This window comes from Methanosarcina sp. Kolksee (genome assembly GCF_000969945.1).
GTDB classification, from domain to species: domain Archaea; phylum Halobacteriota; class Methanosarcinia; order Methanosarcinales; family Methanosarcinaceae; genus Methanosarcina; species Methanosarcina vacuolata.
Map to the genome: position 1 here is coordinate 2,370,481 of NZ_CP009524.1, position 17,321 is coordinate 2,387,801.

The following is a 17,321-nucleotide window of genomic DNA, read 5'->3' on the forward strand; positions in this document are numbered from 1 at the left end:
TTGGTTTTTAGTAAATGTTACGTATTAAGCCCGGAAGCAAGAGCTTTTTACAGGCTTCTTAAGGCTTCGCGGTGTCAACCAAATCCAGAATTCTCAGAGCAAGATGTGCACCGTTTGCTCCATTATCGATCCCTACGCTTCCGACAGGCACTCCTGGGGGCATCTGGGCAATGGAGAGCAGGGCATCGAGTCCGCCAAGTTTCGCGCTTACCGGGACTCCTACTACAGGCCTTTTTGTCCTGGAAGCTACAACCCCGGGAAGGGCTGCGGACAAACCTGCAATCGTAATAAAGACCTTTGCATCAGTGCTTGAGACATAATTTTCAAGTTCTTCAGGGTTCCTGTGAGCAGAGATAACCATTACTTCGTAAGTGTATTTACTCTTTTCAAGCACGGATACCGCACGGTTGGCGATAGGCCTATCGGATTCGGAACCCATAATTACTGAGATATCAACCATTTTTAGCTTCTCCTGAGCAGTCAGGGCAGGCTTCCTTTGCCGCTTAACTCGTTTTGGCGTTCAATGCTCATCCTGATAAGAGTCTCAAAAATAGACTTTACAGACCCAAGATCAAGGTTGAGCTCGGTTGCGGCATTTAAAGCTCTGTTAATTACAACCTCGTTTTGCTTCTGGTCATTTATCGAAGTTCCATTTATTCTTTTTGATTCAAGTACTCTTTCAGCCAGATTTACTCTTCTATCAATGAGGGCAAGAATTTCCCCATCAATCTCTTCTATTTCTCTGCGGACATCCTCAAGTTCGCTCAAGTGAACCCCTCGTTTTCTAAAGACATTGCGTCTCTGTTATTTATAGAGGTTTCTATAACCCTGCCTTCGATCCCACAGCTTTCCCAGGCCGACCTGAGTTCTTCAATCTGGTTTTCTTTGACAAGCGCAACATACGCCGGGCCCGACCCGGATAGACTTACCCCTTTTACACCACATTCCAGGGCTCGAAGAATGCACTCAGTATCAAAACCAAGAGCGCTGCAGTAGAGAAAACCGTTTAAAGTCATTGCTTTTTCATACTCTCCTGCAAGTGCAAGTTCATATGCCATATCTATATACGGAGCAATGAGTTCTGAACGTTTAACATTTGTTTGTGAACTGAACACTTTTCTGTTAGGCGCAAAAATCAGGACTTTGGAATTGTATTCTTCTCTTTTAATCAGTTTCAATTCACGGTTATCAGTGATCACAACTCCGCCGAAAAAAGAAGCACAGGCGTCATCAAAAGACCCTGTTATGGTTACTTTTGCTTCTCTTGCAGCTTTTACCCCAAGTTTCACAGCATCAAGAGGAGGCATTGATTCTCCAATAGCGTTTAAAGTTGCCAGCACAGTTGCATTGGCGGCTGCACTGCTGCTCTTAAGCCCACCTGCAAGAGGAATATTGCTGCTTGTTTTTACCTTGCCCCCAAGTTTAATCTCAAAGTGTTCAAGCACAAGTTCAACACACCTTTCAATAAGAAAAGTGTCTGCTTCAGGCATTCCCTCAATCGATCCGTGGACTTTTTTCTCGCGATCCGAGAGTTCCACCTCTGAATATGTTTTTAAACCAGTTCCAAATGCCGCACCTTTCCAGGTTGCAAATGCCGCGATAATGGTTCCTGCTCCTGATGCGCAGGCGTGCCCTTCAAGTATCATCATGCTGAGAATGCGCTGTTCTTTAATATTTTTTACTGCGTTCTTCACAGGACCCAGGTCTCCTGAAACGCAGAGCTCTGCAACATATTCATAAAAAAAGCGGAAATCCACAAATATAAATAGTAAAGTTAAATCACGTATATAAAAAGAGACTTCTAACTATTATTAGAAAGTTATATTTGAATCAGGAATAAATATTTCTAATTCCAGGTCTAGCAGATTTAATCAAAAACGGGGAATTATTATCGAAACCAGGAAAGTACAGCAGACAGGCGGATCTACTTACATTATTTCTCTCCCTAAACAATGGGCTGAAAAAGTTGGGATCAAAACAGGCACTAGAGTCTCCATTCAACCCCAGCCTGACGGAAAATTACTGATAAATCCCATTCTTGAAGAGCGGTCAATCAAAACAAAAAAAATTGATGTTACAGGCTGTGGAGCAAAAGCACTTGAGCGAGATATTATCGCTGCATATCTCCATGGATATGACAGGATTGAACTTTTCTCGGAAAGGATACTCGTCGAACAGAAGCAAACAATTAGGAAGGTATGCTACAAACTCATAGGTCCTGAAATTATTGAAGAAACCTCAAACTGCGTGATTATCCAGGATCTCCTTAACCCGAATGAACTTCCGATCAAAAAAAGTGTACAGAGGATGTTCCTTATTGCGGCGTCCATGCAAAAGGATGCGGTAAGAGCCTTTAAAACTATTGATTATGACCTTGCACTTGACGTAAGTCAGAGAGATGACGAGGTTGACAGGTTATATCTCCTGATCTCCAAGCAGTTTCGCTCGATTCTCTGTGAAGGAGGAATGCCGGGCACTACAGAAACAGGTATAGAGGAATACCATGAGTTCAGAATGGCGGCAAGCCCGATAGAAAGGATAGCCGACCACGCACAGAAAATAGCAAATACCGCCTCAAAGATGCAAGAGATCGTTGATGATAAGGTGATGGAAGAAGTCGATAAACTCAATGCTGCTTATATGGAACTTGTAAAACAGTCAGTTGAGGCCCTATTTGAAGCGAATACTTCTCTTGCAAATCAGGTAATAGACAACGTTGACAACATGCGCGCATGGGTAGAAGAACTGCATGAATCTATTCTGAAATTGGAATCCAATGAGATTATGATTTCACTCGGGACAGTCGTAGACAGTTTATCCAGAATAGGGGACCTTAGCTCCAATATAGCCGAAATTGCTATAAACATGGCAATTCGGGATAGATAAGCAAAATCCTATCTGAGAAATCAGAAACTCTTTCCAACTTGAAAATGTAAAGGTAAATAATAGATATTTCCAGGTAAAATTTCTATGTGTTTCCAGGTAAAAGCTCTCAAAAGTAATAAAAAAGTTAAATATATAACTAAGGTCTGAAATCGAAATAATAGGCTTAGCTTTCAATGCTCTGAGTTGCTCAAAAAATATATTTGAATTTATAAAACGATCTCAGAGTTTCTAAAAGATATATTGAAATATATAGAGGAAAAATGAGCTGTAAAAATTATAAAAAGAATTAAGTGAGAAAGACACTAGAAAAAATATTCTCATAAAAACGATTTATATTTTTAAGGTTGAATGAATAAAAATCGGAAAAAATATAAAGGAAAGTGCAGAACATCACTGCACATATAAAAATTTAGTACTAACAAAAAGAGTTCGTGAGAGCTCAAAGTCTTCTGGATAACAAGTTTTTTATCTCTGGATAAAAAGCTTTTTTATTAATGTGGTGAGGGAATCAGGCGATAGAAAGCAATTTATATTCTGGTGTTATTTCCACTGAGGCACTTTCTATTCTACCGTAGAAAGGGTCTTGAATTTCCTATTTATTCCCAGGCATACTGGAGAAGAAAAATATCTACAATTTCCCCCAATCCCCTCAGTACGATAAATAGAAGTTACTTAAGTGCATGGATCAATAGATTAAAAATTTAAGTACCAATGCGTAAAGGAAAGCAATCCGAGAAATCCTTAGGTACTATGCTTTTCCCAAGGAGGGAAGCTATGAATATGTTAGAACGATTTAAGGTAAGCTTTTCAAAAATGTTCAATAAACTGTTCAAGAAAAAAGGAGCATGCATAGGAATCTACGGCCCCCCCAATGCCGGTAAGACGACCCTTAGCAACCGGATCCTCAAAGATTGGGTCGGAGCCGAAGAAACAATGGGTTCTGTTTCTCATATCGCTCACGAAACCCGGCATGCCAAGAGAAGGAACGCAGTAAGTATTGAGTCCAATGGACATACAATCAGCCTTGATATTGTAGATACGCCCGGGCTTGCCACAAAAATCGATTTCCATGACTTCATGGAGCAGGGAATGAGTGACTCCGAATCCAAGAAACGGTCCAAAGAAGCAACAGAAGGCGTAATCGAAGCTGTCAAATGGCTGGATGACCTTGATGGTGTCATACTTGTTATGGATTCCACCGAAAATCCCTATACTCAGGTCAACGTAACAGTAATAGGGAATATGGAAGCCAGAAACCTTCCGCTCCTCATAGTAGCAAACAAGGTAGACCTTCCTGATGCCGATCCAGCTGTCATAAAGGAAGCTTTCCCCCAGCATCCTATGGTGCCAGTTTCTGCTCTTGAAGGAGTGGGAATGGACTCGTTTTATGAAGCTCTGGCAAAACAGTTCGGGTGATCTACATGCAGGGAATTCAGCTTGATTTGATATCCGAAGCCAGAATCTCTCAGATGGCTTCAATGGAAAAAGTCCGATACATAATCGATGAGGTACGAAAAGGTAAAATTCTTGTGCTTGAAAAGGGCCTGAACCCGATGGAGGAAGCAAAGCTTATAGAAATGACAATGTCAGCGATCCAGCCTGATGTTTTTTCGGGCATAGAGATGCAGAGCTATCCTGCAAATACGGATGGTTCATTACTTGGTAAAATTTTCAAAAAGCAGAGCAATAAGAGACTTACGGTAATAGGGCCTGCAAACCAGCTAAAAACCCTTAAAAAAGATCGGAATCTCATAAGTGCACTTGTCTCTGCAAGTAAGTAAACGAAGTGGAAGCAATGTGTGCCCAAAAGACCCAAGACGAGGAAGCTATAATATACCCTCCCCAGTCTCTAGGTTCCTTTGAGATGGGCAGGAATGATGTTAACTTAGTCTGTACTTACGGGAAAATTGCCGTATGGTTTGGACGGAAAGTTCCTGATTATATTATAGCGCAGATACTAATCGGAATTTCAAAAGTTGACCAGTCTACGGTTCATGAGTTTGAAATTGTCTGCAGTTTTGATGATATTACAGAATATGAGAGTAAAGGGTACACACTCGTGTCCTACGGAAAAACGGCCGGTGGTTATCGCGTAAATTATAGTATTCCTTTTTCCAATAAAAAAGCCCTTTTTCACTTATCAAAATTTATACTTGAAGAGCTCCAGAAAGGAGAAACACGTAAAGACTTTTATTGGAATGGGAATGACTGTGATATCCAGAGACTCTATCACGAATTTAAAAATAATATTGAAAACTGGGAACTGAAAACTATTAATTATAAAACTGAGTCGCAAACAAGCAGGTAATACCTGAACTGCTTGCATTGCGGCAAGGTGGAAAGAAAGCTTCCGAAACTTGCTCTGAAATCTGACTGTAAATTTAAAGAAGGGTTTTGGTAAAAGTATTTCAGGGGAGTTTTTATCATTAACACAGGCAGGTAACTATTATTAACAGAGACAGATAAATATCATTAACAATAAGCAGGTAAATCAAATTGCGTGCGGCCACCCCAACCTAAAGGATGGGGTATGCTGATGGGCCGCCCGCCCGGTTGTTCTGGTAGTTAGAAATCATCAAGTCTTCTTTGCTCGGATCTCACGAACCTATGCAATTGAGACTCTTCACTCGGTTTTCCTTGCGATTCTTTAATGTAATGCTTGATCGTATCAGCAGTTACGTTTCCAACGGATCGATAGAATTTGCCATTTGACCATAGACTTCCACCCCAATATTGTTTTTTAAGATCAGGATGGAGCTTAAATAGTCTGTAAGAACTGCCTCCTTTTAAATATTGAATTACCTCTGATAGAGAATTACTTGGATGGAACTCTAGAAACAAGTGAACATGATTGTCTACTACTTCCATTGCGTGTATTTTGTAGCCATTTTTAGCGCAAATGTTAATGAGAATTAACTCGCAATCCTTTTTAATTCGCTTATTGTAGAATATACTGTATCGATACTTAGGCACCAACACGATGTGGTAAGTAATCTGACCATAGCCATGGCTAAAACTGTGTAATTCCACTAATATCACATCCTAGCCATAGATGGCTGGCACCATCTGTGGCTATGGTGCCAAAAAAAGCTTATTTTACAAAAAAATAAGGATTTAGAGATTTAAAGTGAAAAGCGAAGAGGCGAGGGTCCACTTCATCCCCGACCTAAAGGACGGGGTATTCGTGACCCTCTGCACTCCCGTAGTAATAAAATTTAATCAATTAATTATTATAGAATTAAGCATTTAACCAGGCACTTAACTCAATGTTTTTCGGAGAACTCATATGGAAAAAGTTCAGGTAAACGACTGCGAAGACGTACTATTATCAATGAGAATGATTTCAGTAAACCTAAGTGAAATAATCGATAAACTTGACAGAAAAGCAATAAAATCGATGATTCAGAAAATTCTGGAAGGCGAAAGAATCTTTTTGATGGGGGCTGGAAGGTCCGGGCTTGTTGCCAAAGCTTTTGCAATGAGGCTTATGCACCTGGGATTCAGCGTGTATGTGGTTGGTGAAACTACAACGCCTGCTGTCCGGCCAGAGGATGTAGTGATTGCTATTTCAGGGTCAGGAGAAACACACTCTATAGCGGATCTCGGAAAAATAGTAAAAGACATTGGCTCAACTCTCATAACGGTTACATCTAAAAAAGAATCTACATTAGGTAGAATCTCAGATGTTGCTATGATCCTTCCAAGCAAGACTAAAAATGACCCTGACGCAGGCGGCTACCTTGAAAGAAACATGCGGGGAGGTTACAAAACCATGCCTCCGCTGGGTACATCTTTCGAAATTACATCGCTTATTTTCCTTGATTCGATAATCTCTCAGCTTATTACGCTTACAGGTGCCTCTGAAGCCGAACTGAAGTCGAGACATACGAATATCGAATGAAAGCTAATCGCCAGAAAGCAGAAGGTAAATCTAAAAATAATTAATTTATAGGGATACAGGAGAGCCTAATTTGAAGGAAATAAAGTTTTCAGAGAACGTAGCCCGAATAGATACCTCAGGTATCAGGAAGATTTTTGAAGCCGCGGGCTCGGACGCTATTAACCTCGGGCTGGGGCAGCCTGATTTTGACACTCCAGAGCATATAAAGGCCGCGGCAATAAAAGCTATAAACGAAGGCTTTACGGGTTATACGGTTGGTCCGGGAATTCCGGAGTTAAGAGCGGCCCTGAGTTCCAAGTTCAAGGAAGAGAACGAGTTCTCGGTTTCCCCTGAGGAAATAATTGTAACTTCTGGAGCATCAGAAGCTCTTGCAATTGCCCTTGCAGCTCTTTTAAACCATGGGGATGAAGTCCTTATTTCAAACCCTGGCTTCGTTTCCTACAATGCGCTGACCGAAATCCTGAGTGGAAAAGCCGTAGGTGTTCCCCTTGCCGAAGACCTTACCATGAAGCCTGAAGCCGTGCTTGAGAAAATCACTCCGAAAACTCGAGTCATCGTTCTTAATTCTCCTTCAAATCCCACAGGCACAGTTGCAAGCAGGGCAGATATAAAAGCCCTGGCCGAGATTGCAGACGACCACAATATAACCATTATTTCCGATGAAGTCTATGAGTACTTCGTTTACGAAGGAGAACACGTAAGCCCTGCCAGCTATTCGGACAATGTGATTACTGTAAATGCGACCTCAAAGAGCTATGCAATGACCGGATGGAGACTAGGGTACGTGGCAGCCAGAAAAGACTACATAAGCCAGATGCTTAAGGTGCACCAGTACTTCCAGGCCTGCGCTAACTCAATCGCTCAGAAAGCCGCTTATGCCGCGGTGACAGGACCCAAAGACTCTATCAAAGCCATGCGAGAAGAGTTCAGAAAGCGCAGGGACGTGCTTGTAAAAGGGCTGAATGATCTAGGAATGGAATGTGCTCTTCCAAAAGGAGCTTTCTACGCTTTCCCGAAAGTCCAGAATTCCGCAGAGGTCGCCTCGAAATTTATCTCAAACGGCGTTATTGTTACTCCAGGCACAGCCTTCGGAAGTGAAGGGGACGGACATATTAGAATTTCCTACGCGGCTTCAATGAAAGATATCGAAAAAGCCTTGAGCATCATGGAAAAAGTACTCTGAGAATTTAGAGATACTGCTCTAATAAAATATTCGGAGAGGATAGCTTAAGGAATAGTGGAAATAATCTGAAGAATCTTCAATAATTTGGAGAATCTTCAGATAACCTTCAGATAATTTTCAGATAACTTTCAGACAACTTTCAGATAATTTTCAGATAACTTTCAGACAACTTTCAGATAACTTTCAGATAACTTTCAGATAACTTTCAGATAAAAAGAATATTTTTCTAGGATTTTTCTTTCTATATCTTTCTCTTCTTCCCATGTTTCTGCTGTCTTTTTCTTTTCCGGCTGTTTTTTTGGTGCGTTTTAGTTTTCCCTAAACTTAAATTATATAATGGTTACCGTGAATGATCGCTTTAGTTTACACTTAATGTTTACGCGTTTTCCATGATATAATTAAACCTGCAATTATTACCGCTAGAAGTGATGGTATATGACTCTGGAATAACAGTTCTTGAGCTGAGTCGCTTTCTTGAGCTGAGTCGCTTCCTTGAGCTGAGTCGCTTTCTTGAGGCAAAACAGCGTTTATCATATTATTTTCTGGATCCGCAACGTGAATATTCTTTTTACCATTCGAATCTGCGATATTGCCAGTCAATATGTTGCCCGTGCTGGAATTATTTAGATTTATGCCGTGATATGAATTATTTGAGGCATTATTGTAATCTAACCTGTTGTTGTTTGATTTTATCAAGAAAATTCCATTATTCTTGTTAAAATTTGCAGTATTATTGCACAGGGTATTACTGTTACTTTCTTGAAAATCTATACCATTCCAGTTATTTGAATTTGCTACATTATTAATGAGAGAATTCAGTTTTGATCCGGTAAGTAAAACTCCTGAATTGCTATTTAATACTGTATTACTGGTAAGATTATTATTATCAGATAAAGATAGAGCAATCCCACTTCCGGAATATGTAAAATTCACAGTGTTATTATTCAACTCATTATTATTGCTTAATTCATATAGATATATACCCTCATGATTAGTTGTGTTTATGTAATTATTGTACAGCCTGTTATAGCTGGAATTCCACAAAAAAATGCCGCCGATGCCACTCATATATGCACTATTATCTGTAAGTGTATTGTTGTACGAGTCATGTAGAAAAATGCCATAACCATTTGAATAGACATTATTTTCCGTTATGATACCGTTATTGGCCCCTTCAAAATAAATCCCGGCTTTATCATCTCCGTATTGATCTATTCCAGCGCCTGTTATGCTAAACCCGCGAATAGTTACGTTATCTGACACAATAGTAAAAACATCATTTTTAGAGTTAGCAGCCTTAACAACCGTATCAAGCGGATTCCCAGAAAGAGAACTGATTATTAATTCTTTGTCAACATATACATTTTCCGTATAGTTTCCCGGAAAAACAAGAACTGTATCGCCAGCAGTTGCATTCTTGATAGCATCCTGTATACTAGCGTAATCTGCTCCTTCACTATCAGTGCCTACTGTGATTGTATCTGCTGATGCACCTGAAATATTTGCCACTACGAAAAACACTATTAAAAAAACAGGTACTTTTTTCATGTATACCTCTTTTAGTTGATTTATGGTTAATCCGTTGATAAAGGTCTTTTTTGGAATGGTATTACTCCGTTGAACTTTCATAGCTTTCCTATACTTTTTTGCCGGGAAAAGTCACTTAATTCTTGATTAATTCTTGATTAATTCTGGATTATATCATCCTGCGTGGTAAGTGTGGTAAGTGTGTCTCAGCCGTTTCAAAGCTAGAACCTATTAGAATATACTAAACTCATAATTTAATTAGAAGAGTTTTAATTTATATTTAATCCTGGTTAGCTCAGATAGACTATTATAAATAGATAATATCTCAACAAAATTAATATACAGATACACAAATTAAAACTAAAAGTATGAACACTGATTAGTAAAATCGAAAGAAATAATTGTTATCAATACATAATTTTTTTACTATAAAAGAGGAAAATTAAAGAATGAAAACTCGATCTGGATATACAGGTCTCTCCTTCCATAAGAAAAGACCTTAAAACAAGTAAAAATCTGAATTTCAGTAGAGATTATGTGTCTATTGGTCCCGGATGTTTAAAATCACTTAATAAAATAGTTCTGGAAAAATATATGAACAAGAAAAATGTGCCTAAGTTGTTTGTACACAAAGGAATTTTTGCGCTGGTCTGCATTTTTTTGTTGCTGACTCCTGCGTCCATCGCTTCAGCAACGGTATCGGGAGGCCGGTTGACAAGTGGTTTTTATGAAATGTATATAAGCACAGCCAGTTTTTTTCTGACGGAAACCCAGATACCTTCTACACTTCTTGCCGAGAGTCTTTCGCTCCCCATGACAGGGACTCGAGACGGAAAAAACAAGCACCTTGAAAAAATCAGCCCCTTCTTACTTCTGGCAGCAGGCATTCTTGCGGGTTTTAATCCCTGCCTCCTTGCGGTAATGGCTTTTCTTGCTTCAGTTACCCTTGTCAAGCATGGAAAAAGAGAGGACATGCTCAAAATCACACTTGGTTTTTCGGCAGGAATCTTTGCCATGTATATGATTGCTGGAATGAGCATCCTCAGTGTTGTTAATTTCCTGCCTGAAATCCAGGAAAGTTTCATAGGAGCTTCAATTCTGATAATTGCCCTGCTCGGCTTCTGGCATATTTTTGATGGCTACTGGCTGAAAAAGCATGCGAGAACCACTTTCCGGACTCCCAAACCATTAAAAAACTTTATGGGCAAAATGGACCAGAACAGCCTTGTGTCGCTGTCCTTCCTTTCAGGAAGTATGTTTTCTCTGGTCAAAGCACCCTGCGTAGGAGCGATTTTTCTCTCACTCCTTAGCATCCTGGCAACAAAAACCGACATTGTCAAAGGAACGTTATACATTGGCATTTACCATATAGGGCTTCTGATTCCCGTAATAGCTCTTGGTCTCCTACTTGCTTTCGGACTCAGCCCGAATAAAGTCACCGAATTCAGGGAAAGATGGAGAGTGGAAATAAGGCTGACGACAGGAATCATACTGATATCCGTCGCCTGGCTCATGCAGCTTGGAGTAATTTAACTAGCTTGACCACGCCGGCCATGTTGCCGGGGTTTTTGCTCAAGCAGCTTTTTAAAAGGCTTGATTCTCAAATACAGTTTGTCACTTGCTTCCACTGAATAAGAAGCTACTGAATAAGAAGCAACTGAATAAGAAGCAACTGAATAAGAAGCAACTGAATAAGAAGCCTTTTTCAGCAATAAGTTTTAAACAGGTTTTCCAGGAATATCCAGACTTTCTCAATCGAAGGAATGAAGATTCTTTCCGAAGGAGAATGTGCATCTTTGATAGTAGGCCCAAATGAAATCATTTCCATACCTTCATACGCCGAACCTATTATTCCGCACTCAAGCCCTGCGTGAATCACTTCAATCTCAGGCTCTTTCCCAAATGTTTCGGTATAAACTTGCTTGCATTTCAAGAGCAGTTCGGATTTCAGGTCGGGCTCCCAGGCAGGATATCCGGGCTCATGTTCAACCCATGCGCCTGCAAGCTTTGCAACTGCTTCCACTTTTCCGCTAATTTCAGCCAGCCTGGGATTGTTTGAACTGCGCTGGCTTGATACAATCATTACTTTGTTTCCAGCCGTCCGCACTGTTGCAAGATTATTAGAGGTTTCAACAAGCCCCTGAATAACGTCCGACATCCTATAAACTCCATGCGGCAGCCCCAGGATCATTTTTATAAGTTTGTCTTCAGTCTCTGGCGAAAAAACCCGAACATGAGATACTTCCCCTCTGGGGACCTTATCGTCTGCAACTTCAAAGATTATTTCTCTGCTAATTTCCTCAAGATTCAAAATAAGTCCAGGATCAGTTTTTGCATATTCAGCTTTAAATGCATGCCTGAGATATGATATGGTTTCGTCGGCTTTTTCGAGTTTTTCCCTGTGGAGTACAATAAAGGCTTCTGCAGTACTGGGAATTGCATTATGGACACTGCCACCGTTAAGCAGGACAAGCCTTACATTTTCTGCCCCAAGCTTTTCCCTTAGTTTGGCCAATGCCAGAAAGAGCAACTGTATCCCGTTTGCGCGCTGTTTGTTGATTTCAACCCCGGAATGACCGCCTTCCAGTCCCTCAACCGAGAGTCTGAAAAATTTGAATAAATTTTCTCTTTTAAAGTCAGGTTTTTCCCACTCAACAGGAAGTGTGATCAGCGAATTCTGCCCGCCTGCACACCCTATTACAAAAACGCCTTCATCCTCGGAGTCAAGGTTCAGAAGCCTTTTTCCTTCAAAAAAGCCAGTCTCAAGTCCTCTCGCTCCTGTCAAGCCTGTTTCCTCGTCCACCGTAAAAAGCAGCTCAAGTTGTGGATGCCCGATTTCTCCGTTCTTCCCCGCTTCTGCCAGTACCAGTGCAAGTGCAAGGGCAATCCCATCGTCCGCACCTATGGAAGTCCCATCTCCTCGCATCCAATCTCCGTCGCAAATGCTTCTTATAGGGTCTCTGGAAAAATCGTGCCCGGAATCCTTACATTTCTCGCAGACCATATCCATATGCCCCTGCAGAATAAGTGTGGGAGAATTCTCAAATCCAACCGTTGCAGGGGCTTTGATAAGCACATTATTTAAGGAATCGGCTTTTACCTCAAAACCTCTGGACCGGCCCCATTCCTGCAGCCAGATTGAAATCTGTTCTTCATGCTTTGAACGTCTCGGGATTTTATTGATTTCTTGGAAGACTTCGAGGATCTGTTGAGTTTTGGGGTGCATAGGAATCAATTTTTTATTTTTTTACATGAGTTATTTTTAGGGTAATTTCTAGGGTAATTTCCAAGGTAATTTCCAGGGTAATTTCTAGGGTAATTTCTAGGGTAATTTCTAGGGTAATTTCTAGGGTAATTTCTAGGATAATTTCTAGGGTAATTTCTAGGGTAATTTCTAGGATAATTTCTAGGGTAATTTCTAGGATAATTTCTAGGGTAATTTCTAGGGTTGTCTTTAGGAGTTATTGATGTTATCAGAGTTATTATTAGGTTGCTATTAAAGTGTTATTTGTTTAGTTTACGGATTCACATATTTTTATAATTTATTGAAAACTGTCATGTAGTTTGAATAAGTTTGCATAATATACCCAAATTATATATTCAGTTCGAGTTTTCAGGATTATGTGATTTATTGCTTTGTAATTTAAGGCAAAAATTCAAAATTCTAAGACCTGATGAGTATAACATAGTAATACCAATGTTTCGATACAAAAATGTAAACAACAAAAATGAGATAAGGCGATAGACGTTTTAAGTTTGCTTAAAATCAGTTAAAGAACTGGATTATTGCGTAAAATCAGATAAGGAACTGGATTGGGAGTCAGTTTCAAAATTTATATAAAAAGGTAATTCTCAAATCTGAATAAAATTACTTTCACCATTTTTATCCAGATTTGATCGATGATCCTCACGATCCTTTAGTTTTTACTTTTTTCTCATTTTTATTTAAGGTTTATTGATTTTCAGCGTATATTCCAGGTCTGGTATTTGTTGTCACTGTTATGTAATTTGTCTTCGTTACAGTACTGCCGCCTGCCACATTGCTTACTGTAAGTGTAACCTTATATTTTCCTTCCTGTAAATACTCATGTTCTGGATTCTGTTCCCTTGAAATTGTCCCGTCTCCAAAACTCCATTTCCACTTGGTCGGTATTCCTGTACTTTTATCAGTAAATTTAACGGCTAATGGTGCTTTTCCTGAGGTAGGTGTTGCAGAGAATGAAGCAACAGGTTTTGTTACCACATTTATATAGCCTGTTTTTGTTGCTGTGTTACTGCCTTTATCATTTGTTGCTGTAAGTTTAACAGTATAACTCCCTACTTTGGAATACTTATGCGTTGGATTCTGCCTGGTTGAAGTTGTTCCGTCTCCAAAATCCCATTTCCATTTAGTCGGATCTCCTGTGCTAGTGTCAGTAAAAGAAACAGTTAACGGAGCTTTTCCTTCAGTAGGATTGGCAGAAAAGTTTGCTACAGGAGCTAGTGAGAGATGACCTATAAACAGCCCGAAAGCAGATGGATTGCTTCCTACAGGAACAGTAGCTATAACAGTATTGGTTGCTGCGTCAATTACAGAGATAGTACTATCCCACTGATTCACCACATATACCTTTGTTCCATCCGGTGTGACTGCAACTCCACAAGGAGTGCACCCTACAGGAACAGTGGCTGTAACAGTATTTGTAGCTGCGTCAATTACAGAGAGCTTTCCACTATAGTCGGAGTTCGTCACATATACCTTTGTTCCATCTGGACTAACTGCAATCCCAAAAGACCATCCTCCTGCAGGCACAGTAGCTGTAACAGTGTCTGTTGCTGTGTCAATTACAGAGACAGTCCCATCATAGTCGGAGTTCGCCACATATACCTTTTTTCCATCCGGGCTAACTGCAACTCCCGAAGGTCCATTTCCTACATCTACCGTAGCTATAACAGTATTGGTTTCGGCATCAATTACAGAAACAGTGTTGCTGCCCCTGTTTGCCACATATACCTTTGCTCCGTCCTGGTTGACTGCAATTCCCTGTGGATAACTCCCTACAGGCACCGTGGCTGTGACAGTATTTGTAGCTGCGTCAATTACAGAGACAGTGTTACTGTCGAAGTTCCCCACATATACCTTTGTTCCATCCGGGTTAACAGCAACTCCCCACGGATTGGACCCTACAGGTATACTGGCTGTAACAGTATTAGTAGCTGCGTCAATTACAGAGACAGTATCACTGTCGAAGTTCGCTACCCATATCTTTGTTCCATCCGGGCTAACTGCATTTCCATAAGGACCTCCTTCTACAGGTACAATGGTTGTAACAGTGTTTGTTGCTGTGTCAATTACAGAGACAGTGTTATCCCCACTGTTCGTAATATATGCATACGTCCCTGCAGACGAAGCGCCTTGCTCAGTAGTTGCGGATGCCGCAGATGAAACAAAAATTAAACATAAAATCAGAACTGCTGATGCTAAGGCGGCTGATTGCAATTTTTTGTTAGTTTTCATTTATCCTACTCCTCCATTCTTCGTTATTCTAACATTTTTCATGCCGCAATTGTTTCTTCAAAATATAGCATTGATTTCGTTAGTAGTCTATTGCAAAAATCTCTTTACAATAGTGTATAAATTTACAAAATTTATTAAAAAACTTATATCTTGTCCTTTATATAAAGCACTTTCCAAAATTATTATATTTATATTATTAATTATTTGATTTGTTGAAACGAAGTACGCAATTTAATTAACATTTCATTATTAAAACAGTTGAAGGCTTTTTGTTGCTGTTTTTCAGCTGAATTGTAGATACGAGTTAAGAACACTTCAATCATAAGTACTAATTGAGAATTTCAAACACTTACAAAGAGTTAATAAATTAAAAGAAAGACCAATCACTCAAAATCGAAAAGAGGAGAATATAAACTAAGGCTAAAAGGGTTGGTTTTGTCATATCTGATTGATGATCATACATACCCTTTAGCCTTGATCTTTTTATCGTTTCAATTTATAATTTATTTATTTTCAGCATATATGCCAGGTCTGGTATTTGTTGTCACTGTTATGTAATTTGTTTTAGTTACAGTACTGCCACCTGCCACATTGCTTACTGTAAGTGTAACCTTATATTTTCCTTCCTGTAAATACTCATGTTCTGGATTCTGTTCCCTTGAAATTGTTCCGTCTCCAAAAATCCATTTCCATTTGGTCGGTATTCCTGTACTTTTGTCAGTAAATTTAACGGCTAATGGTGCTTTTCCGGAGGTAGGTGTCGCAGAGAATGAAGCAACCGGTTTTGTTACTACTTTTATATAATTTGTTTTTGTTGCCGTGTTACTGCCTTTAGCATTTGTTGCTGTAAGTTTAACAGTATAACTTCCTACTTTGGAATACTTATGCGTTGGATTCTGCTTGGTTGAAGTTGTTCCGTCTCCGAAATCCCATTTCCATTTAGTCGGGGAGCTTATGCTTTTGTCAGTAAATGCAACCGTTAATGGTGCTTTTCCTTCGGTGGGTGCTGCAGAAAAGTTTGTGAAAGGAGCCAGTGAGATAGGACCTATAAACTGCCCGAAAGCAACCGGACCATTTCCTACAGGCACGGTGGCTGTAACAGTATTAGTTGCTGCGTCAATTACAGATATAGTGTTGCTGTAATAGTTCGCCGCATATATCTTTGTTCCATCCGGTGTGACTGAAACTCCAAAAGGATGATCGCCTACCTCCACCGTAGCTATAACGGTGTTTGTTGCTGTATCAATTACAGAAATGATGTTGCTTTCTTCATTTGCCACATATACCTTTTTTCCATCTGGACTAACTGCAACTCCTAAAGGCCATTCTCCTACAGGCACGGTGGCTGTGACAGTGTTTGTTGCTGTGTCAATTACAGAGACAGTGTAGCCGGCATTCGTCACATATGCCTTTGTTCCATCTGGAGCAACTGCAATTCCAAAAGGAGTGTCTCCCACATTTATCGTAGCCGTAACAGTGTTTGTAGCTACATCAATTACAGAGACAGTGCCAGTGTCAAGGTTCGTTACATATACCTTTTTTCCATCCGGTGTGACTGCAATTCCATTGGCATTTTCTACAGGTATAGTAGCTGTAACAGTATTTGTAGCTGTGTCAATTACAGAAACAGTGCTGCTACCCCGATTTGCCACATATACTTTTGTTTCTTCAGGGTTGACTGCAACTCCAATTGGATAACTTCCTACAGGCACAGTGGCTATAAGAGTGTTTGTTGCTGTGTCAATTACGGAGACAGTTCCTCCGTCAGTTTCCACCTGTTCCGTTGTTACTTTTGAGGATTTTGATTTCGCGTCAACTGATAGTGAAAGGGTATTTTCATAGTCCTCTACATAAAAGTTCGCCACATATACTTTTGTCCCAGATGGGTTGACTGCAACTCCAGCAGGTTCGTATCCTGCAGGCACAGTGGCTGTAACAGTGTTTGTTGCTGTGTCAATTACAGAGACAGTACTGCTGAACTCATTTGTAATATATGCATATATACCTGCAGACGAAACGCCTTGGTCAGTATCTGCGGATGCCGCAGATGAAACGAGAATTAAAAATAAAATCAGAGCTGCTGGTATTAAAGCTGCAGATTGCAACTTTTTGTTAATTTTCATTGATCCTACTCCATTATTTTTCTTTTCTTTAATATTTTTAATGTAAACTGGTCTCTTCAAAATCTAGTACTGATTTTGCTGATCGTTTGCTGTAAAAATTTCTTTTCATAAAAGCAAAAAATCTGCAACATTATCTATAAATAGTGATGGCTTGTCCTTATATAAATCACTTTCTGAACTTATTATATCTTTGTTGATATTTAT

15 protein-coding genes are annotated in these 17,321 nt (G+C 39.9%); 7 read left to right on the top strand and 8 right to left on the bottom strand.

What is annotated here, in order from left to right:
• Nucleotides 1–58: 58 nt before the first annotated feature.
• The 3 genes from MSKOL_RS09845 to MSKOL_RS09855 are packed head-to-tail and all read right to left on the bottom strand — an operon-like array spanning nt 59 to nt 1,646.
• Nucleotides 59–460, bottom strand: a complete 402-nt coding sequence (locus tag MSKOL_RS09845) for an AIR carboxylase family protein (protein WP_048155757.1) — start codon at nt 458–460, stop codon at nt 59–61.
• A gap of 20 nt (nt 461–480) precedes the next feature.
• Nucleotides 481–768 (bottom strand): chorismate mutase, encoded by a 288-nt coding sequence (locus MSKOL_RS09850; protein WP_048120597.1) that lies wholly within the window; start codon nt 766–768, stop codon nt 481–483.
• On the bottom strand, nt 765–1,646 hold the full coding sequence (locus MSKOL_RS09855; protein WP_048158278.1) for a shikimate kinase: 882 nt from the start codon (nt 1,644–1,646) through the stop codon (nt 765–767). Before MSKOL_RS09855 ends, MSKOL_RS09850 begins: the two co-directional genes overlap by 4 nt.
• 601 nt (nt 1,647–2,247) lie before the next feature.
• Between MSKOL_RS09855 and MSKOL_RS21630 the strand changes: the two genes are divergently transcribed.
• The 4 genes from MSKOL_RS21630 to MSKOL_RS09875 all read left to right on the top strand — a co-directional run bounded on the left by MSKOL_RS21630 (nt 2,248) and on the right by MSKOL_RS09875 (nt 5,194).
• Nucleotides 2,248–2,886, top strand: coding sequence for a phosphate uptake regulator PhoU (locus tag MSKOL_RS21630; protein WP_332310011.1), 639 nt, complete (start codon nt 2,248–2,250; stop codon nt 2,884–2,886).
• A 774-nt stretch (nt 2,887–3,660) separates the two neighbouring features.
• Entirely contained in the window at nt 3,661–4,302 is a 642-nt protein-coding gene (locus MSKOL_RS09865; protein ID WP_048123872.1) for an Era-like GTP-binding protein, read from the top strand.
• Nucleotides 4,303–4,307: 5 nt separating this feature from the next.
• Entirely contained in the window at nt 4,308–4,667 is a 360-nt protein-coding gene (locus MSKOL_RS09870; RefSeq protein WP_048120601.1) for a DUF2073 domain-containing protein, read from the top strand.
• Nucleotides 4,668–4,681: 14 nt separating this feature from the next.
• The gene (locus MSKOL_RS09875) at nt 4,682–5,194 is read left to right on the top strand and encodes a hypothetical protein (protein ID WP_048120603.1); all 513 of its coding nucleotides are present in this window, start codon (nt 4,682–4,684) and stop codon (nt 5,192–5,194) included.
• 257 nt (nt 5,195–5,451) lie between these two features.
• Here MSKOL_RS09875 and tnpA read toward each other — a convergent pair whose 3' ends face one another.
• The gene (gene tnpA / locus MSKOL_RS09880) at nt 5,452–5,916 is read right to left on the bottom strand and encodes an IS200/IS605 family transposase (RefSeq protein ID WP_048155206.1); all 465 of its coding nucleotides are present in this window, start codon (nt 5,914–5,916) and stop codon (nt 5,452–5,454) included.
• Nucleotides 5,917–6,172: 256 nt separating this feature from the next.
• On the opposite strand from tnpA, the gene hxlB reads away from it, so the two are divergent.
• Nucleotides 6,173–6,787, top strand: a complete 615-nt coding sequence (hxlB, locus tag MSKOL_RS09885; RefSeq protein ID WP_048120605.1) for a 6-phospho-3-hexuloisomerase — start codon at nt 6,173–6,175, stop codon at nt 6,785–6,787.
• 70 nt (nt 6,788–6,857) lie between these two features.
• Nucleotides 6,858–7,970 carry a pyridoxal phosphate-dependent aminotransferase gene (locus MSKOL_RS09890; protein ID WP_048155758.1) on the top strand — a complete coding sequence of 371 codons (1,113 nt, stop codon included), beginning with the start codon at nt 6,858–6,860 and terminating at the stop codon, nt 7,968–7,970.
• A 369-nt stretch (nt 7,971–8,339) separates the two neighbouring features.
• On the opposite strand, the gene MSKOL_RS09895 is transcribed toward MSKOL_RS09890, so the two are convergent.
• Nucleotides 8,340–9,518, bottom strand: coding sequence for a nitrous oxide reductase family maturation protein NosD (locus MSKOL_RS09895; protein WP_197078751.1), 1,179 nt, complete (start codon nt 9,516–9,518; stop codon nt 8,340–8,342).
• Nucleotides 9,519–10,091: 573 nt separating this feature from the next.
• Here MSKOL_RS09895 and MSKOL_RS09900 point away from each other — a divergent pair.
• Nucleotides 10,092–11,030, top strand: coding sequence for a cytochrome c biogenesis CcdA family protein (locus MSKOL_RS09900; RefSeq protein WP_231592173.1), 939 nt, complete (start codon nt 10,092–10,094; stop codon nt 11,028–11,030).
• A gap of 172 nt (nt 11,031–11,202) precedes the next feature.
• On the opposite strand, the gene MSKOL_RS09910 is transcribed toward MSKOL_RS09900, so the two are convergent.
• The 3 genes from MSKOL_RS09910 to MSKOL_RS18780 all read right to left on the bottom strand — a co-directional run bounded on the left by MSKOL_RS09910 (nt 11,203) and on the right by MSKOL_RS18780 (nt 17,117).
• Entirely contained in the window at nt 11,203–12,723 is a 1,521-nt protein-coding gene (locus MSKOL_RS09910) for an aminoacyl-histidine dipeptidase (RefSeq protein WP_048155764.1), read from the bottom strand.
• Nucleotides 12,724–13,449: 726 nt separating this feature from the next.
• Nucleotides 13,450–14,994 (bottom strand): PKD domain-containing protein, encoded by a 1,545-nt coding sequence (locus MSKOL_RS21065; protein ID WP_052725406.1) that lies wholly within the window; start codon nt 14,992–14,994, stop codon nt 13,450–13,452.
• Nucleotides 14,995–15,497: 503 nt separating this feature from the next.
• Nucleotides 15,498–17,117: a PKD domain-containing protein gene (locus MSKOL_RS18780; protein WP_052725407.1), complete on the bottom strand. Its 1,620-nt coding sequence runs from the start codon at nt 17,115–17,117 to the stop codon at nt 15,498–15,500.
• Between the last annotated feature and the right edge of the window lie 204 nt (nt 17,118–17,321).